This window comes from Mucilaginibacter celer (genome assembly GCF_003576455.2).
In the GTDB taxonomy this organism is placed as follows: Bacteria; Bacteroidota; Bacteroidia; order Sphingobacteriales; family Sphingobacteriaceae; genus Mucilaginibacter; species Mucilaginibacter celer.
Genome location: NZ_CP032869.1, coordinates 1,902,050 through 1,921,136, shown reverse-complemented (window position 1 = coordinate 1,921,136; position 19,087 = coordinate 1,902,050). Strand labels below are relative to the sequence as shown.

At 42.9% G+C, this 19,087-nt stretch carries 14 protein-coding genes; 7 read left to right on the top strand and 7 right to left on the bottom strand.

All coding sequences use genetic code 11. The features are described 5' to 3' along the window. Positions 1–5: 5 nt before the first annotated feature. From HYN43_RS07440 to HYN43_RS07420, 5 genes are all read right to left on the bottom strand, one after another. Positions 6–914, bottom strand: coding sequence for a cbb3-type cytochrome c oxidase N-terminal domain-containing protein (locus tag HYN43_RS07440; RefSeq protein WP_119408841.1), 909 nt, complete (start codon positions 912–914; stop codon positions 6–8). Beyond that, positions 911–1,102, bottom strand: coding sequence for a hypothetical protein (locus tag HYN43_RS07435; protein ID WP_119408840.1), 192 nt, complete (start codon positions 1,100–1,102; stop codon positions 911–913). The genes HYN43_RS07440 and HYN43_RS07435 overlap by 4 nt, the downstream gene beginning before the upstream one ends. 7 nt (positions 1,103–1,109) lie before the next feature. Beyond that, positions 1,110–3,236 carry a cytochrome-c oxidase, cbb3-type subunit I gene (ccoN, locus tag HYN43_RS07430; protein WP_119408839.1) on the bottom strand — a complete coding sequence of 709 codons (2,127 nt, stop codon included), beginning with the start codon at positions 3,234–3,236 and terminating at the stop codon, positions 1,110–1,112. 82 nt (positions 3,237–3,318) lie between these two features. After that, entirely contained in the window at positions 3,319–3,480 is a 162-nt protein-coding gene (gene ccoS, locus HYN43_RS07425; protein ID WP_119408838.1) for a cbb3-type cytochrome oxidase assembly protein CcoS, read from the bottom strand. Continuing rightward, complete coding sequence (locus tag HYN43_RS07420; RefSeq protein WP_119408837.1) at positions 3,477–5,867, bottom strand: heavy metal translocating P-type ATPase; 2,391 nt, start codon at positions 5,865–5,867, stop codon at positions 3,477–3,479. Before HYN43_RS07420 ends, ccoS begins: the two co-directional genes overlap by 4 nt. Before the next feature lie 152 nt (positions 5,868–6,019). On the opposite strand from HYN43_RS07420, the gene HYN43_RS07415 reads away from it, so the two are divergent. The 7 genes from HYN43_RS07415 (at position 6,020) to HYN43_RS07385 (ending at position 16,409) form a co-directional block, all read left to right on the top strand. Beyond that, complete coding sequence (locus HYN43_RS07415) at positions 6,020–7,774, top strand: hypothetical protein (RefSeq protein WP_119408836.1); 1,755 nt, start codon at positions 6,020–6,022, stop codon at positions 7,772–7,774. A gap of 389 nt (positions 7,775–8,163) precedes the next feature. Then, entirely contained in the window at positions 8,164–10,626 is a 2,463-nt protein-coding gene (locus tag HYN43_RS07410) for an SLBB domain-containing protein (protein ID WP_119408835.1), read from the top strand. 29 nt (positions 10,627–10,655) lie between these two features. Further along, complete coding sequence (locus HYN43_RS07405) at positions 10,656–11,738, top strand: lipopolysaccharide biosynthesis protein (RefSeq protein WP_119408834.1); 1,083 nt, start codon at positions 10,656–10,658, stop codon at positions 11,736–11,738. Next, the gene (locus tag HYN43_RS07400; RefSeq protein WP_119408833.1) at positions 11,731–13,086 is read left to right on the top strand and encodes a flippase; all 1,356 of its coding nucleotides are present in this window, start codon (positions 11,731–11,733) and stop codon (positions 13,084–13,086) included. Before HYN43_RS07405 ends, HYN43_RS07400 begins: the two co-directional genes overlap by 8 nt. A gap of 31 nt (positions 13,087–13,117) precedes the next feature. Further along, a complete protein-coding gene (locus HYN43_RS07395; protein ID WP_119408832.1) occupies positions 13,118–14,311 on the top strand; it encodes a hypothetical protein in 1,194 nt (397 codons plus the stop codon). Beyond that, entirely contained in the window at positions 14,298–15,197 is a 900-nt protein-coding gene (locus tag HYN43_RS07390; protein ID WP_119408831.1) for a glycosyltransferase, read from the top strand. Before HYN43_RS07395 ends, HYN43_RS07390 begins: the two co-directional genes overlap by 14 nt. Before the next feature lie 318 nt (positions 15,198–15,515). After that, the gene (locus HYN43_RS07385) at positions 15,516–16,409 is read left to right on the top strand and encodes a glycosyltransferase (RefSeq protein ID WP_119408830.1); all 894 of its coding nucleotides are present in this window, start codon (positions 15,516–15,518) and stop codon (positions 16,407–16,409) included. Between the two features lie 349 nt (positions 16,410–16,758). Here HYN43_RS07385 and HYN43_RS07380 read toward each other — a convergent pair whose 3' ends face one another. Beyond that, entirely contained in the window at positions 16,759–18,345 is a 1,587-nt protein-coding gene (locus tag HYN43_RS07380) for an arylsulfatase (RefSeq protein ID WP_119408829.1), read from the bottom strand. Positions 18,346–18,354: 9 nt separating this feature from the next. Next, positions 18,355–19,086: a thioredoxin domain-containing protein gene (locus tag HYN43_RS07375; RefSeq protein ID WP_119408828.1), complete on the bottom strand. Its 732-nt coding sequence runs from the start codon at positions 19,084–19,086 to the stop codon at positions 18,355–18,357. Between the last annotated feature and the right edge of the window lies 1 nt (position 19,087).

The window sequence follows — 19,087 nt, the reverse complement described above, 5'->3', positions numbered from 1 at the left end:
ATCGGTTATATCTTAGCTATCGCTTTATCTTTTGCGGCAATACCATCTGTTTCTTTTTCGCCCTGGGGTTCCTTGGCACCGGCAGGATTAGTGCCATGTAGTGATTTGATGTAGTTGGCTACATCCGAGATTTGTTTAGGTGATAATTGCTTCTCCCAGGTTGGCATACCTTTAGCCTGCACACCATACTTTATGGTTTTAAACACATCGCTTATTTTACCGCCGTGCAGCCAGTAATCATCGGTAAGGTTAGGCCCAACCACGCCCTGGGCGTGGTCGCCGTGGCAGGGAACGCAACTTTGTTTAAATATTACCTGCCCTGAGTTTAATACCGCCGGGTCGCTTACCAGTTTTACGGTATTCTCATCAACCCTGTTAGCAGCCTTACTCAGATATTGCTGTTTGGCTATATCGGCCTGGGCCATTTCGGTTTTGTATTCGTCATATTGTAACTGCCCGAAGCCAAACACATGATAAGTTAAAATATAACCTACGGCAAAAATGATGGTGATATAAAACAGGTACATAAACCACCCAGGTATAGGATTATCCAATTCCTGAATTCCGTCATAATCATGTGCGATGATTAATTCATTCTCTTCAGATAATGGCCTTAATGACAATATTTTATTCCATTTTTCGCCTTTGGGTTTCTTAACCTTTTTGGCCGGTGCCAATTCGGCCATGATCTGCTCTTCGGTATAGCCTTGTGCCTTTAGCGTTATCCTTGTAACTGCTTTAAGCGCACGAAGCAATATCAGCATCGATAAAATGAACAATGCAAGCATCGCTATAATAGCGCCAAAACCTATCTCATTCATTAAGTCGGCCGGTATCAAATTGTCATCGGCGGCTAAGGCAGGTTGTACCGATAGTATTGGTACAATTAAAATTAACAGGCGCAGGTATTTCATAAGTTGCGGGTATTAAAAGTTTCGCCATTACCATCATGCAGGGGCAGATCGCGCATGTGATCAACATGTTGTTTCCTCAGCCTGAAAAGCATAAAGGCCACTACTATAAAAAATACAAGGAAAATTCCGAGCGAGAACAGCAGGTACGCCTGGGCACCGGATAGGTTCTCTGTAAATTGCTTAAACATGGCTTTATTATTTAGCAGCGGTTTTATTTGCTTTGATATCGGTACCCAAACGTTGCAGGTAGGCTATCACGGCAATGATCTCTTTGTTGTTTTTAACCTTGATATGATCGTTGTACAAATTATCGGCAATTTCCTTTTCCTGCTTTTGCAGATCGAGGTTGGCCATTTTTTCATAACCTTCGGGATACGGAACGCCAAGAGTGCGCATGGCTTTTATTTTGGCGGCAGTAGTAGCCGTATCAAGGTTTTGCGTTAACAACCAATCATAATTGGGCATGATACTACCCGGCGACATCAGGCGCGGGTCCATCAAGTGATTGTAGTGCCAGGCGTTGCCATATTTACCCCCCTCGCGGGCCAGATCCGGACCGGTACGCTTAGAGCCCCATAAAAAAGGGTGATCGTATACAAACTCTCCGGCCTTACTGTACTCGCCGTAGCGTTCTGTTTCGGAGCGAAAGGGCCTAACCGTTTGCGAGTGGCAATTTGAGCAACCTTCCCTGATGTAAATATCGCGCCCCTGCAGTTCCAATGGTGTGTAAGGCTTTACCGCAGCAATGGTTGGGATGTTTGATGATATGGTTAATGTTGGCATCAACTCGATAAAAGTACCTACCAATATTACCAGTAACGCTGCAATCATCATTTGTATGGGTTTGCGCTCCAATACCCTGTACCATTTTTCCTCTTGATCAGTTTTAGTTAAAACGGGCAGCGGCATAGCCTGGGCCGGTTCGTTGGCCACCAGTTTGCCTTGCAAAGCAGTGCGGCATAAGTTGTAAGCCATTATAATAACACCTAACAAGTACAGGGTGCCACCAACCGAGCGCATTACATGCATAGGCAATATGCGCATGGTGGTTTCTAAAAATGCAGGATATTTCAGGATCCCCTCGGGCGTAAATTCCTTAAGCATCAAACCTTGCGTAAACCCTGCCCAGTACATTGGCACGGCATAAAACAAAATACCCAAAGTACCTATCCAAAAATGGAACGAGGCAAGTTTTTTAGAAAAGAGCTCGGTTTTATAAATGCGGGGAATAAGCCAGTATAGAATGGCAAAAGTTAAAAAGCCATTCCAGCCTAAAGCGCCAACGTGTACGTGAGCTACAATCCAATCTGTAAAGTGCCCTATGGCGTTTACCTGTTTTAACGAAAGCATGGGCCCCTCAAAGGTAGCCATACCATAGGCTGTAAGGCCTACCACCATAAATTTCAGGATCACATTATCACGTACCTTATCCCAGGCGCCCCTAAGTGTTAACAAGCCGTTAATCATACCACCCCAGCTTGGTGCAATCAGCATTATAGAAAAGGCAACACCTAATGATTGTGCCCAGCCCGGTAAAGTTGTGTACAGCAAATGGTGCGGACCGGCCCAGATATAAATGAATATCAGCGCCCAAAAGTGCAGGATACTTAATTTGTACGAATAGATGGGCCTGTTGGCCATTTTAGGCAAAAAGTAATACATCATGCCCAGGTAAGGCGTTGTTAGGAAAAACGCCACGGCATTATGCCCATACCACCACTGCACCAGTGCATCCTGTACGCCCGCGTATACCATATAGCTTTTAAAGGCCGATACCGGCAGCTCGAATGAATTTACAATATGCAGCACCGCTATGGTAACGAAGGTGGCTATGTAAAACCAGATGGCCACGTACAAATGCCGTTCGCGGCGTTTAAATATGGTACCGAACATGTTTATGCCAAATACTACCCAAATTAATGTAATGGCAATATCAATAGGCCACTCCAGTTCGGCATACTCGTGCGACGTGGTTAGCCCCAGGGGCAGGGTTATAACCGCCGACACGATGATGAGCTGCCACCCCCAAAAATGTATCCGGCTGAGTGCATCGCTAAACATACGTGCCTTTAATAACCGCTGCAGCGAATAGTAAACGCCCATAAAAATGGCATTGCCCACAAAGGCAAAAATCACGGCATTGGTGTGTAGCGGCCTGATACGGCCAAAGGTGGTGTATTGGTTGCCCATGTTCACGGCCGGACTATACAACTGTATAGCTACGATGAGGCCTACGGTCATCCCAATAATACCCCAGATTACGGTGGCTATGCCAAAATTCCGTACAATCTTGTTGTCATAGTAAAATTTTTCGGGCTGCATAAAGTGTCTTTATTATGGTGTAAAACTATTGTCTTGCGCTAACCGGCAGAATGATGAGTGTTTGTGTAAATGATGATGCTGGTCACTTTTCAGGATCAGCATCGTCCGTATCGTCTAATAAAATCCTTACCGATGGCGTATAGAGGTCTTCGTTTTGCCCGGTTCTTTGAGCCCAGAAAAAAGCGGTGAGAAACACCAGCGCAAGCAATACGCTGCAGGCTATCAAAAAATAGATAATACTCATGATAGTTTCCTTTTCCTGGCGGCAAAATGCGTAGCCAAACTGGTGAATGAAATGATAGTAACCGTACTTACCGGCATTAATATGGCCGCAAACAAGGGCGAAAGCTTACCGGTAACTGCATAACTTAAACCGATAAGGTTATAAGTAAGTGAAATGACAAAAGATGCGTGAATGATGCGGACTGTATCCTTAGAGAATTTTAAAAACCCGGGCAGTTTGGCAAATGACCGGCCATCCATAATGGCATCGCTGCCCGGAGAAAAGTTATTAACGTTATCTGTTACGGCTATGCCCAGATCACTTTGTTTAAGGGCCCCGGCATCATTTAAGCCGTCGCCAATCATCATAACCTTGTTTCCATGCTGCTGTATCCGGTTGATAAAATCGAGTTTATCCTGGGGCGACTGGTTAAAAAACAACCGGCCCGAATCTTTAAAAAAACGAACAAGTTCAAAGCGCTCATGATCCTGATCGCCCGATAGAAGGAACATTTCGTATTCCTTTTCAAGTGCGCTTATGTTTTTCAAACCCTCGCGGTACTGCTGGGCGAGGGTAAAATATCCTTTATAATTACCATCTATTGATATATGAACTTTAGTACCTGCTGATGGTGTATTATTGTAACTGCCAACATGCTGTTCACTTCCTATCCTAACGTGGCAGCCCTTAACTAACCCTACTATGCCCTTGCCGGCAATTTCGGCCAACCCTGTTACAGGAGCCCATTCATGGTTGCCCAGGTAACGGCAAATCATGCGGCTTAAAGGGTGGCTGGAGTGCATGCAGATATTATAAACAAGTGCTTTTTCGTTGTCATTCAATTGCGCGTTAAGTTGAATGCACTGGTTATTGCCGGTTGTTATGGTGCCGGTTTTGTCCATAACAATGGTATCGATGGCTGCCAGTTGTTCAACAACCGCGGTGTTTTTAAGGTAAAACAGGTTGCGATCAAAAATGCTCAATGCGGCCGACATGGTAAATGGCGTGCTCAATGCCAGCGCGCAGGGGCAGGCTACTATAAGCACGGCTGTAAAGGCTGCTATCCCTCTGCTTATATCTGATGGCAGCCAAAATAATAACGAGCCGATGGCTATCAGCAATAAAGCAACGGTGAAGTATTTGCTCACCTTTTGATTAAAGGTTTGGATGCGGTTATCCTGCTTACGCGTAAAAGCCTCGTTGTTCCAAAGCTGGGTAAGGTAACTTTGCGATACAGGCTTTACCACCTCCAGTTCAATAGCTTCGCCGGTTTGACGGCCTCCTGCATAGATAATCTCTCCCAGGGTTTTGCTAACCGGCAGGGCTTCGCCGGTAACAAAACTAAAATCAATCAAAGCCTGCCCTTTCAGCAAAATGGCATCGGCAGGGATGATCTCATTATTGCGGATCCGGATGCGATGACCGGTATGCAAATCTGAAAGCGGCACGGGCTTTTCATCTCCTTCGGCCATAGTATTTACCGCTACCGGAAAAAAAGAGCGGTAATCACGCTCGAACGAGATATGGTGATAGGTTTTCTTTTGCACAAATTTGCCTACCAGTAAAAAAAATACCAGTCCGCAAAGCGTATCGGCAAAGCCTGCGCCGGTGTGCGTAAAAACTTCAAAAACGGTTCTTAAAAAAAGTACCGCGACGCCCAGCGCCAGCGGAAAATCAATATTCAGCGATTTACGAAGCAGGCTTTGCCAGGCCGAAACAAAGTATTCGCGGCCACTGTAAAAAACCACCGGCAAACCGAACAACACGTTTAACCAACCGAAAAATTGTTTGAACGACTGCTCGTATAATGAAATACCAAAATATTCGGGAAAGCTGAGCAACATTACGTTACCGAAACAAAACCCCGCAACGGCTATTTTTTGCACCAGCTGATCTTTACCGGTTGCATTTTGTTTTTTAATAACATCCTGTAAACTGATCAGCGGTTCATAACCAATATCATATAGCAATTCTACCAATTGCCGTAAACTTATCTGCTGATGACTGAACCGTATATTCAATTGTTTCTTTAAAAAATCAACCCGGCAATAATGTATAGCGGGATTGATCCTATTCAGCTTTTCCAGCAGCCAAAGGCATGAGCTGCAATGAATATGCGGAATGTAAAATGTGACCATGGTAACCTGCTCATCGGTATAATCAATCAGCTTATTTACTATCGATGGTTCGGACAGATACTCAAACCGCCTGTCGGTTCGGGCACGTGTGGCACCGGGATGGTCATTATAATTATAGTAGTTACAAAGCTGGCTGGCTGATAACAACTGATAAACACTTTTACAGCCCTGACAGCAGAAATGTTTATCTTCAAGTATATAGTTTTGGGTTGTACAATCGTCGCCGCAATGGTAGCAGCTTGTTTTTTCGAGCGTTTGGCTTCCTTTCATACCGGGATAGTTTCAACTTCAAAACTGCCCCATAAATGCTATATAAATAATGATGAGCAATTGCCAAAAATGTGATATCGGTCAATTTTTGAAGTTGATACACTGTATAGTTTTGCCAGCCGGAACACTGGTTCCGTCAAAACAAAAGCTACATGAGCCATACATTTCATATCCCTGTATTAGGATTAGGATATTCTGTTGATACACCACTAAAAGTAGCACGCTACGGCATCTCGTCGGTTATTTCGATTGTTGATGATGAGTTGGTTGAGCGGATGCGGGAATATCATACTTTAAACAGCAACCAGGCATTTGTGCCTATCCCAAAATCGGAGCCGGATGCGCGCGCGAGGCGTATTACCGCCTACCTAAACCTGATAGGTCAATTGGTAGACGAGCAAATTGAGCGGTTAAAAAATGAACCGTTCGAGCCCGGAACTGATATGACCCGGTACTTTGAACTACTGCCCGATACATCGCAGCCTAAGCAAGGTTACGATCTGATGCTGGATTATCCGGACGATGAAGGCAGGCAAATTTTCCAGGATATCCTGCGCAAAATGATTACACCGGGCGCTATCGACGTAAATATTATGTCGAAAGTGGATAAAATGAATTTTGATGCCGATGGCAATTATCTTGGCGACGAAAATACAGACGCACTGGCCGCGCTACGGGGCTTTGTTAATAGCAACCTGCATTCGTCAATCATACTATCAGCCGGAATGAACCCAAGGTTATATAGTTATCTCGAAACATTCGATGAATTTCTACCAAATAACGACGGACATTTCACCAAACGCATCATTCTTAAGGTAAGCGATTTCCGTTCGGCATTTATACAGGCTAAATTCCTTGCAAAAAAAGGTTTATGGGTATCTGAGTTCAGGGTTGAATCCGGACTGAATTGTGGAGGGCACGCCTTTGCCACTGAAGGCTTTTTACTGGGGCCGATATTGGAAGAGTTTAAAGAAAAGCGGGCAGAAATGGTTGATGACCTTTTTCAATTATATCAGGGTGCGTTAGCAACCAAAGGTATCAGTTGCGAGGCCGCCCCGCAACAGCGCCTGACTGTTCAGGGTGGCATCGGTACAGCCGAGGAAAATAGTTTTTTAATGAAACACTACCAGTTGGATGCCACAGGTTGGGGAAGCCCGTTTTTACTTGTGCCCGAAGCCACCAATGTTGACGAGCAAACGCTGATACAACTGGCAGAGGCATCACCAGATGATTTTTACGTAAGCGGAGCTTCGCCTTTAGGAATCCTCTTCAATAACTTCAGGCCTAACAGTATGGAGCAGCTGCGGTTAAAACGCCTGCAACTAAACCGACCGGGCAGTCCCTGCACAAAAAAGTACCTGGTTACCAATACTGAATTTACTGATCAGCCAATTTGCACCGCTTCAAGAGAATATCAAAACTTAAAGATTAAGCAATTGAATTCGCTTAACCTGCCACCGGCTGAACTGCAACAACAGATTGATACAGTAACCGAAAAAATTTGTCTTTGTGAAGGTTTGTGCACATCGGCCTATATTAAAAATGGTATTCTCAAGCCTAAAGAAAACACTGCTGTAGCTGTTTGCCCCGGTCCTAACCTCGCCTATTTTAACAGGCTGTATACGCTTGACGAAATGGTAAAACATATTTATGGTAAGCTTGACCTGTTGGACAAGGTAAAGCGCCCGCATATGTTTGTTAAAGAGCTCGAGCTTTATGTTGAATATTTGAAGGCTGATATAAAATTGTACCTATTGAATATTACGGATAAGAAAAAGAAACAGCTGGGTAAGTTTAAAGCACAATTACAGGAAGGGATTAGTTATTACAAACAACTAACAAACATGGATTATTTTAATGAGTTATTAACTTTCGAAGATGTTTTAAACCTCATAGTGATTCCATAAAAAGACATCCCCCGTTTCCTTTTTCAATTCTGGTTAACTGAATAAATATAAAAATATCATCACAATTTTAAACCATCTAAAAAGGTCAGGAACGGGATGAGTGGTTCGATTGTGATCCCTCCGCCTCCACAAAAACGGTATTAAACACCGCTAAAACCCTTCAAACGCTACGTTTGAGGGGTTTTTTGTTGCAGTTTTAGTGTCATTTATTAACGATTGAATATGTGACGGTAATAATTTTACTTCTCAAAAAACATCAACTGCATTCACGTGTTATACTAAGCATTGCAATAATCCCATATTATTCAATTAACTAATTGCCTCTCTTATTTAATTACATTACTTTCGCATTAATTTAAAAAAACTATTAATAGTTTAATATAACTACAATGAGTAAACGTTTACTGCTGTCTTTCTTAATAGTATTGTTTTTTTACCTAAAACCTGATTTAGCAACCGCTCAAAACATACCTGATATTTCTACCATTAACATTGATAACCTTAGTGATCAACAACTTAACCAGGTATTGCAGCAAGCCCATAACAATGGTTTAACCGACGACCAGATAGTTCAGCAGGCGCTTAGCAAAGGCATGTCGCAAAGCGAGGCCTCGAAACTGAAATCGCGGATCAGCACCTTACACAATAACGGCATTAACCTGAACAGCAACGATACCACGGTAAGCACTTCGCGTAAGCTAAATTACAGCCCGGACAAAGACGATACCAAGGGAAAAACACACCAAACTACCGGTTTGCCTGTTTTTGGTGCCGATCTTTTTAAAAGCAGCAGCACAAGTTTTGAGCCTAATCTTAAAATTGCCACACCAATCAACTATATACTGGGGCCTGATGATCAGCTAACCATCAATGTATACGGCCATTCGCTGGTAAACTGGAAACTGGAAGTTAGCCCCGAAGGTAATATTAACATTCCGGGCGTGGGCATATTGAATGTGGGCGGCAAAACAATTGAACAGGCCACAACAGCTATTAAAACAAGGCTTGCTGCCAATAACTACGCCATTGGGCGCGGAACAAATGTGCAGGTGAGCTTAGGGAATATCAGGAGTATTAAGGTGATCATGGTTGGGCAGCTTGAAAAACCCGGCACTTACACCTTACCATCGCTGGCTACGGTTTTTAATGCCTTATATGCGGCGGGCGGAACCAATAATAACGGAAGCTTGAGGCAAATAGAAATCATCCGTAATAACAGGATATTAAGACGACTGGATGTTTATGATTTCCTCGTTAAAGGCGATCAGAAAAATAATATCGCTCTTGAAGATCAGGATATAGTTAGGGTGCCTACCTACCGCACCAGGGTAGCCATGTCTGGGCAGGTTAAAATCTCGGCTTACTTCGAGGTACTATCGGGCGAAAACTTACAGGATGTGATCAACTTTGCCGGCGGCTTTACCGATAGCGCTTATACCGCCCGCATCAAGGTATCGCAAATAAGCGATCAGCAACGTAAACTTACCGATGTTTTTGAAGCCGACTATAAAAATTACATCCCCCTGCGCGGCGATCAGTATTTTGTAGAGCCTGTATTAAACAGGTTTGAAAACCGTGTTACCATCAACGGCGCAGTATTCAGGCCTGGCGATTATGAGCTGGAAGCGGGCTTAACGCTTTCGCAATTAATTAAAAAAGCCGCCGGTTTAAAAGAAGACGCCTTTATGGGCCGGGGCAGCATTGTACGCCTTAAGCCTGATAATACTACCGAGCAGATTTCATTCAACGTAACTGATGTTATTAATAAAACCAAAGATCTTGCACTGCAAAGGGAAGATGTTATCGAGATCTCGTCGATATTTAGCCTAAGAGACCAGTACCGGGTAACCATAAAAGGCGAGATTCGGGCACCGGGTACTTTCGCTTATGCCGATAGCATGTCGGTAGCCGATTTAATTGTTAAAGCCGGCGGCTTTAGCGAAGGGGCCAGCGCCAAAAGGATTGAAGTTTCGCGCCGGGTGTTTGACAGCGACCCAAGGGTAAAAAGCAGCGCCGTAGCGCAGGTTTTTAATGTGGATATTGATCCTAAACTGGGATTTGCTGATGCTCACTTTACTTTAAAACCCTTTGATGTGGTTTCGGTTTATACCCTGCCCGGTTTTGAAGTTCAAAAAACAATCAAGGTTGAAGGCGAAGTACTTTACCCTGGTTATTATACCATCAGGAAAAAGAACGAAACCATATCAGATATCATTACCCGCGCGGGCGGTCTTTCGGCAGCAGCAGATGTTGACGGAGGTACGTTAAAACGGGATAACATTGCCATTTTGGGCGTCGACAAAAACAGGGTAGATACTGCCGCCATCGCACGTGAACAAACCGCCAGGATGAACCGACTAAAACAATCTTTTCGCGATTCGACAAGCAACACCCCTACTGACCAGCAGTTGAGAAATAACTATGTAGGGATCGATCTGGCAAACATCCTTGCCAAACCGGGTTCATCCATCGATATCATTATGGAAGACGGAGACATTATCAGGATTCCGAAATTACAACAGATTGTGAGGGTTAACGGCGAGGTACTATTTCCAAGCGCAGTTGTATATGATAAACACAAAGATTTTAAAGGATACGTTTTAAACGCGGGCGGCTACAGCCCTACCGCATTAAAAAGAGGTGCCTATGTTGTTTACCCTAACGGCACGGTTAAAGGAACAAGTAAATTTCTGTTCTTTAACTCGCATCCCGAGGTTAAGCCGGGCAGCGAGATCTACATTCCTAAAAAACCTGTACACCGTGGCCTGTCGGCCGGCGAAGTTATCGGGTTATCATCCGGCCTGGCATCAATAGCAGCAGTGATCCTGGGGATTTTAAGTTTACATAAATAAGTCAACAGCAAATTTCAATAGCTTTTTAAATGAATAAAGCGAGTAATAACGATGAAGCGATCACCCTGCGTGAATTTGCCGGTCGGCTTGGAGATACCTGGAAGTATGTTAAAAAGAAGTGGTCTGTAATTTTGATAATTGCTATAATTGGCGCCATAGCCGGTTTCGCCTACACTTTCAAAAAAACGTATTACACGGCAACAAGCAGTTTTGTATTGGAAGAGAACAGCAAAATGGGCGCACTGAGTCAATACTCGGGCCTGGCCTCGCTGGCAGGTATCAACCTGAATTCGGAAAGCGGGCTGTTTCAGGGCGATAACATCCTCGAGTTATATAAATCACGCACCATGATTGAAAAGGCTCTACTAACCGAAAGCGAGTTTAACGGTAAAAAGCAATTACTTATTGACCGTTATATTGATTTTTATGAGCTGCGGCATAAATGGAAAAGTAAAGACCAGATTGACCAGATCGATTTTAAAGGCGACCCGGCCAAATTTAACCGCACCCAGGACAGTATCATTACCGACCTGTGCGATAAATTCAATGCCAAAGTATTAAATGTAAAAAAGCTGGATAAAAAGTTAAGCATCATTGTTGTACAGGTAACCGATAAGGACGAATTGTTTGCCCGGGAGTTTAATAACCGCCTGGTGGATATGGTTAACAATTTTTATGTACAAACAAAAACCAAAAAAAGCTATCAAAATATGGTGGTATTACAGCACCAGGCCGATAGTGTAAGATCAGTATTGAACGCCTCCATAGGCGGCGTTGCCTCGGCGGCTGATGCTACCCCTAACGCCAATCCTCAAATGTTAACCCTGAAAGTTACAGGCCAGCGCAAGCAGGTAGATGTACAGGCAAGTTCGGCAGTATATGGTGAGGTAATTAAAAACCTGGAGCTTGCCAAAATAGCCTTGCGGCAGGACGTACCCCTGATACAAATTATTGATAAGCCGGTGCTCCCGCTTTCAAACGATCATATCAAAAAAATTAAAGGGGTTGTTTTGGGGTTTTTTTTGGCACTTTTTATATCAACCAGTTTTATAACGCTTAAAAACCTGCTCTCGCCGGCCAAATTACCGGGGCAAACCAAAAGGCATGAGTGAGCAAAAACATTTAATTAAAAACATTTTTTCGCTGGGGATTGTGCAGGTAGCCAATTATGTGTTACCGCTGATTTCTATCCCTATTGTGGTAAGAATTATCGGGCCTGACAGCTTTGGCGTAATAAACTATTACAGCTCGTTTGTAGCCTATTTTATGCTGCTTATTAACTATGGCTTTGATTACTCGGGCACGCGTTTTATTGCTATAGAAAGGGATAACGCTGAAAAACGGAACCTGCATTTTACCAAGGTGCTTTATGCCAAAAGCATCTTGTTTGCGGTATCAACACTTATTTTTTTCGGGGCGCTCACCTTTGTATCCCACTCATACAACGAAAGCAAAGTTGCCATATATACTTTTTTAATTGCCATATCGTGGGTAATAACGCCAAACTGGTTTTACCAGGGCATGCAAAAATTAACCCAGGTTGCGTTATTTAACTTTTTAAGTAAGTTGCTGTTTAATGTATTGATCGTTGTGATCATACGTCAAAAAAGCTACTACATCTGGCAGCCCCTCATCCTTAGTCTGAGCCAAATCCTGGTATCGGCAATTTCATTACAGTATGCTATCAGGCACTTTAAAATCAAACTATTAAAGGTGCCGTTTAAAACCGTACTTGATTTACTTTGGGAAGACAGAATGATCTTTTTCTCGATGTTGGCAACAAACTTATATACCGATACCAATATTGTGATACTTGGTTTTTATGAAACTAAAGAACACATCGGTTATTTCACTGCGGCGTGGCGCCTCATGTTTGTTTTCCTGGTATTGCTGTCACTGCCTACATCGCAGGCTATGTTCCCTTACATAGCCGAATCATTTTCAAAAAATATTAACAAGGGTATTGAGCAAATAAAGCGCATGCTTCCAATCGTTATTTATGCCTCGCTGGGTTTTTCGGCAGTTCTTTACCTGGCTGCAAACCTCATTATACATGGCTTTTATGGCAAAAACTTTGATGCCACGGTAGTCATCTTCCGCATTTTAACCATCGTACCGGTGTTATCTTTTATAAATACCGTTCTGGGCCTGCAAACTATGGTCAACTTAAAAATGGATAAAGCCTATTTCACCATTGTGTTTTCGGGCGGTTTGTTCAGCGTTATTTTCAATATCATCATCATTAATTTTTACGGTTACGTGGGTTGTGCCTGGTCGTGGATCATTGCCGAAACATTGATTGCACTGGTATTAAACCGGTATTTAAGCAAAAAAGGATACAAGCTTTTTGTGCCCGGGTACTTTAACCCCCTGGCCATAGCCGATGAAATGAAAACACTAATTGTCAATTTCAAAAAAGGGCGTTCGGCTAAAATTTCGAATAATAATCAGTCTGTATAGATCAAACTAATAATTGAACGGGGGCGTTAAAATGAGGTTACTTAATTTGCCAATTGTTGCTAAAATAAAAAGCGAGCCCCCCCTGGCTGCCGCCTTTTTAACCATATCCGTTTTTTCGCTGCCTGTAGTTATCAGCATCCTAACCAAAGGATATATACTGCTGCCCGGTGGTTATACTTATACATTAACGGTTAACCCGGTGTTTGGCCTGGCGGCCATATTACTCAACTTGTTATTGTTTTATATTTTCTCCGTATCGCCAATTATCAAACTTCGGTTTCACAGTTTAATTACCCCTCATTACGTGCGCAAGCTGGTTATACTTTGCTATATAGGGGTAAGCTGGCTTTGCTTTTATGTTTTCAACGCCAAACTCAACTTTATCAGTTCGCTGATAAGCGATCCGGCGGCAACCATGCTAAGCGTTGGTGGCGATATGGTTGAACAAAAGCTGCTGGCAAGTTTCTTTTTCGGCATGAGCGGATGTATAGGCTACGCATTGCTGGATAAAAGAGATGGCATTATGCTGAAGATAGCGGTTTATGCAACCATGTTTACCATTGTGCTGTTTTACTTTTTTATAGGCCGCAGGGAAATTAGTTTGATGACTTTGTGCTTTTTCCTCCTCACCCGCAAAAACAAGATCAGCCGGGCTTATCTAATTGTTGTAGGCAGTATTACAGGTATCATATTGGTATCTATACTGGCGCTGCGTTTGAGTTTGCAGGATAATGACCAGGCCATGTTCGCATCCGACTCTGAAGAGTTGTCGCCTATGGCTTACAGCGCTTATATCATTCAGCATAATACGCCCGATATTCCGGGCTCTTTTATAGGCGTTACCCCGGTAAGGATGCATATTTTAAAAACCACCATAGCATCGGCCTATGTGCAAAATCAAACCGGCTGGAAAGATGATGCCAATAATCCGGTGTTGGGCATAGGTGGTATCAGCTATATGTATGGGTTGGTTGTGCCTGTAATTATGTTATTGGTATTAGGTATGATCATCAGATCGGTAACCAATGAGTTCAGGCAAAAAAAGACACCGGTATTAAAACTGTTGGTGATCTATATGACATTTAAAACCTTTAACCTGTTCAGGAACGGGGAGTTTCCCCTAACCTCAATTGATATTGTATTGTTTCTGGTACTTTGCCTCCCGGCCTTATTTTTAACGTTTGGCGATGGCGATCATAATAGCGTTGTAAATGATGAACGATAATGTGCTGGCCTGTATAATGGCTTTTTATCCCGGCGATCAGTTTGAGAAAAACTGTAAAGCTATTGCCGAAAAGGTTTCTTTTTTGTTGATCGTCGATAACTCGCCCGGGAGTACTTTATTGAACAGTACCGTATCCTGGCCCGCGAATACCGAAATTGTTTATAACAAAAATGAAGGAGCCGTAGCCGGCGCGCTCAACATCGCGCTTAAAGTGGCCCGCGACAGGGGATTTGATTATCTGCAGCTTTTTGACCAGGATACCGAGCCGCCATTACATGTAACCTCGCAGCTCATCAGTGCATTAAAAGCCAATCCGCACGTTGTAATGATCTCTCCCCGATTTACCAATATGAATACCGGGCATCCCGGGCGGGTAATGATGGATATCAGCAAGTGGAAAATTAAAAGTGTATGGCCGCGTGCGGATGAAGGCTTACTGAATGCGTTGTTTGCCATTAACAGCGCCTCCATAATAAATATGAACCTGCTGCCGAAAGATTTATATTATGATGAAAGGCTCATCATTGATGGTTGCGACGTTGAGTTTTGCCTGGCTTTAAAAGTTAAAAATCACACTATCCTGGTTGATACCTCGCAATGTATTATTCACGGCATAGGCAACCGGAAAAACGGCGGCGGCCGGTGGTCGCCAACCAATTACTCGGCCCAAAGAAAATACCTTGGCGCAAAGAACAGGGTAATTGTTTGGCGAAGATATTTTAAAAACTATCCCGGCTTTATTTTAAATGATCTGTATGTGTTTTTCCTGGATACCGCACGCACCGTACTATTGGAAAAAGAAAGATTTTCAAAACTTGGAGCCATTTTAAAAGGCCTGTTTGAAGGCCTGAAAGAACGCGATATCGCAACCCGCAAATACCGGTAATATTTCACCACCGGCCCATCTGCCAATTTAAGCTATAGTACAAAAAGGACACTTTTTGTACTATTAACAGCACTAAGTGTATAGTAAATAGTCATTGGTTATCAAAATTTACTATAATTTACATTTTTATCCTATTAAGATTTTTTATAACTGATTGAGTAGCATAAACTTACCTAAAAATAAAAAAAACATCATTAAAAGTTATTATTTTTCCGGCGCGGGAACAGACTTTGCATTAAAAAAACTAACTCTAAACTGCTTAAATATGAAGATCCGGAATATTATCATGATGAAATTTTATGCTATCCAACACTCAAAATGCTTGATATTACTATCTCAATAGTTTTATTTCATACCAATGAAAACGAGTTAAAAAACGTACTTAACCTTATTAACAAATCGTCGCTTCGAAAAAAAATCTACTTAATAGATAACTCTGCCAACAGTGATTTAAGCTGGTTTTCAAATTTTGAAAACGTCCAATACATCTATACCGGAAAAAATATCGGGTATGGATCTGGGCACAACATTGCTATCAACAAAGCCGGCGGTAGTTCAAAATATCACTTAATCATGAACTCAGATGTTGAGTTTAATCATGATATTTTGCAAAACGCCTTTACATTTATGGAAGCCAACCCCGAAGTTGGTTTGATAAGCCCAACTATCCTTAACACAAGTGGTGATATTCAACATTTCTGCAGAAAGTTGCCAACTCCTTTTGATTTGTTTGCCAGGAGGTTTATCCCCAATTTTTTAAAACCGGCTATTCAGAAAAAGCTGGATAGCTATATTTTAACAGATAAAGACTATTCGGCCATTATGAACATTCCTAACCTCCCCGGATGTTTCATGTTTACCCGTACCTCAACTTTGGTATCCTGCGGTGGCTTTGATGAGAATTTCTTTTTATATGTTGAAGACGTTGATCTGTGCCGAAGGATGCACGAAATCTCGTCTACGCTGTACTATCCCAAAATTAAGATCACCCATACGTTAGCGCAAGGCTCATATAAATCTTCCAAACTGGCTTTATACCATATTGCAAGTGCTATTTATTATTTTAATAAATGGGGGTGGCTTAACGATAAGGGGCGCATTGCAATAAACAACAGCATCACACAAAACGATAACCTGTTTTATGTTAGCAGGCCTGCATCCACTTTATATCTTTCACAGGTAGTTGACACAGCATTGTACAAAAGCGCATAATTACAATTTACTTTTTAATGGATAATATTAAACCTTTATACCCCCCGATAAAGGAGTCATGCATATGCGGTAAAGGATCAAAATCCGACATGGTTAGAATCCCCCGGAACTTGTTTATGAAAGTTTTACTTTTTTTCTTACCGGTTAAGCGCTACAAATGTTACCGGTGCCAGAGAAAATTGGCAACTTTCAAATCAATTTAGGCGGTGATTTTTTACCTAACAAATCAAGAATGGCATCGGGGCTTCTTGTAAGGTTGCGTAGCAACTTAGCCTAAAAATGATGTTTACGTTAACGACCATCGTATCGTAACAAAATTACAAGACAAGAGGTGTTTAAGCCAATTGATTTACAAGCCCTTTATCGTCTCCCAGTCAACCACGACGACCTTATTTGCCCAGGCCAGATATTCCTTCTGCAGTTCAATAACCTTTGCAGGATATTTCGTCGCCAGATCCTTCATTTCAGAACGGTCTGCTTCAAGGTCAAATAATTCCCAGGCCTGCTTTGGCTCAGCTACCAGTTTCCATTTTCCCTTGCGGATGGCACGGCTGCCCTCGTGTTCCCAAAACAGCGTTTGGTTACCGGAAACAGGCTTTCCTTTAAAGGTGTTAAGCAAACTTTTGCCAGCTAAAGGAGTAAGTTCCCTGTTTTTAAATTGAGTGGGATAAATTACGCCGGCAAGTTCCAGGCAGGTAGGCATTAGATCGATCAAATGCCCTACACTGTTGTTCTTACTTCCCGCTTTAACATGACGTGGATACCAGGCGATTAAAGGCGTGGCTATTCCACCCTCGTGGGTATTGCGTTTAAATAGTTTAAACGGGGTGTTACTTACGTTAGCCCAGGGGATCTCATAACTATCGATCGAATTTACTGAACCAGGTTCACCATTTTTTTGGATCACTGTTGATAAGCTTTTTACCTCATCGGCACTGCCGCCATTGTCGGATGCAAAAAGGATAATGGTGTTTTTATCTTTTCCCAGTTGTTTAAGCTTGGTGAGGATCTCCCCTATACAGGCATCCATCCGGTAAACCATGGCGGCGTAAATAGCCATGCGGGTGTCCCATTTTTCTTTTTCTTCTTCGGATAGAGAATCCCATGCCGGCGCGCGTTTATCGCGGGGAGATAATGCCCATTGTTTTTTGATGATACCGAGGGTCAACTGTTTTTCATAGCGTTGTTTACGCAATACGTCCCAGCCTTTCAGGTATTGGCCTTTAAACTTGGCGATATCTTCGGGCAGGGCCTGGATGGGCCAGTGCGGGGCGTTGTAGGCCACATACATAAAGAAAGGCTTTTGCTCATCCTTTATCTCATCTAATGATTTGATGGCAAAATCGGTAATGGCGCGGGTTAAATATTTCGAGGTATCGTTGCGGGTGATTTCCCTATCGTTCAGCATAAAAGTGATCTTGCTGCCATCATTATACAACGGTGCCGAGTTAAAATAGCTACTTCCGTTGTTGAGCATGGTGAATGATTTATCGAAACCCCGGTTATACGCTAAGGCTGATTTTTGCAAACCCACGTGCCATTTCCCGGATACGATGGTATTGTAACCAGCCTGCTCTTTCAATAACTCGGCAATTGTAGCGCTGTGCTCGTTCAGGTAGCCTTGGTAAGCGGGCGAACCTTTATATTTCACCATATCCCCTACTCCTGCCTGGTGTGGGTATAGGCCGGTTAACAAGGCCGCACGCGAGGGGCAGCACCTACCCGCGTTATAAAATTGGGTCATTTTCAAACCTTCGCGGGCAAGCCTGTCTATGTTGGGGGTGCTGATCTCCGAGCCGAAACAGCCGATATCAGAAAAGCCCATATCGTCGGCCAGGATGACCACGATATTGGGCTTTTGTATTGGGGCCTGCCCCAATACAGGCCCCGTGCAACATATGGCGATGATTATGTAGCCGATTTTTTTGAATAACATAAACTGCTTTTATTTACCATTAACCGCCAGCGGGCTTTTTGCCGATTCTGTAGCCGCGATAACCTGGAAGGTTGATGAAAAACCCTGCTTTTTCCAAACCTCTTTACCCTTTTTATATAGCACCAAGGTTGGTAACACATTCACCTTTAAATCTTTGGTCAGACTGGTGTTATCATAAACCTCAATGCTGATCACTTTAGGTGAAAAAGCTTTATTAGCTTTCAAAGAATCCAACACAGGCACCAGCTTTTTACAAGCCCCGCAGTACTTCGATCCAAAATCAACCAAAACCTCCGGTGATGAAGCTACCAGTTCATTAAACTGACTTCGTGATAGCGAAACGCCTTTTTTGGTGGTTGAGATAATAGGATAACCCGAACCTATCCAGTTGGCCAAACCACCCGGCAATTCTTCCACATCTTTAAAACCCTTCGCCCTTAATTCGCGCGAAAGCACGGTGCTTCTGCCATTCGCTATTGAGTACACAAAAGTTGGCTTGCCCTTATCCAAAGCATCTAATTTCTGCTGATAATCGGCAGCTTTAGCATCGACGTTAGTAGCGCCTTTAATATGGTTTTGTGCAAATTCCTCTGCCGAACGGGCATCCAATATCTGTGGCTCTTTAGCCTGTTTCAGTTTTGTTGCAAAAGCCTCAAGTGATAATAGTTTTGGCGATTGAGCTTTTACTCCGCCGGTAACAATTATCAGCAAGGCGAGTAAAACAATTTTTAAGTTTTTCATG

Bases quoted from the DNA above. Each gene is read 5' to 3' on its own strand.
- HYN43_RS07440 (WP_119408841.1), bottom strand. From the start codon at position 914: ATGAAATACCTGCGCCTGTTAATTTTAATTGTACCAATACTATCGGTA.
- HYN43_RS07435 (WP_119408840.1), bottom strand. From the start codon at position 1,102: ATGTTTAAGCAATTTACAGAGAACCTATCCGGTGCCCAGGCGTACCTG.
- ccoN (WP_119408839.1), bottom strand. From the start codon at position 3,236: ATGCAGCCCGAAAAATTTTACTATGACAACAAGATTGTACGGAATTTT.
- ccoS (WP_119408838.1), bottom strand. From the start codon at position 3,480: ATGAGTATTATCTATTTTTTGATAGCCTGCAGCGTATTGCTTGCGCTG.
- HYN43_RS07420 (WP_119408837.1), bottom strand. From the start codon at position 5,867: ATGAAAGGAAGCCAAACGCTCGAAAAAACAAGCTGCTACCATTGCGGC.
- HYN43_RS07415 (WP_119408836.1), top strand. From the start codon at position 6,020: ATGAGCCATACATTTCATATCCCTGTATTAGGATTAGGATATTCTGTT.
- HYN43_RS07410 (WP_119408835.1), top strand. From the start codon at position 8,164: ATGAGTAAACGTTTACTGCTGTCTTTCTTAATAGTATTGTTTTTTTAC.
- HYN43_RS07405 (WP_119408834.1), top strand. From the start codon at position 10,656: ATGAATAAAGCGAGTAATAACGATGAAGCGATCACCCTGCGTGAATTT.
- HYN43_RS07400 (WP_119408833.1), top strand. From the start codon at position 11,731: ATGAGTGAGCAAAAACATTTAATTAAAAACATTTTTTCGCTGGGGATT.
- HYN43_RS07395 (WP_119408832.1), top strand. From the start codon at position 13,118: ATGAGGTTACTTAATTTGCCAATTGTTGCTAAAATAAAAAGCGAGCCC.
- HYN43_RS07390 (WP_119408831.1), top strand. From the start codon at position 14,298: ATGATGAACGATAATGTGCTGGCCTGTATAATGGCTTTTTATCCCGGC.
- HYN43_RS07385 (WP_119408830.1), top strand. From the start codon at position 15,516: ATGCTTGATATTACTATCTCAATAGTTTTATTTCATACCAATGAAAAC.
- HYN43_RS07380 (WP_119408829.1), bottom strand. From the start codon at position 18,345: ATGTTATTCAAAAAAATCGGCTACATAATCATCGCCATATGTTGCACG.
- HYN43_RS07375 (WP_119408828.1), bottom strand. From the start codon at position 19,086: ATGAAAAACTTAAAAATTGTTTTACTCGCCTTGCTGATAATTGTTACC.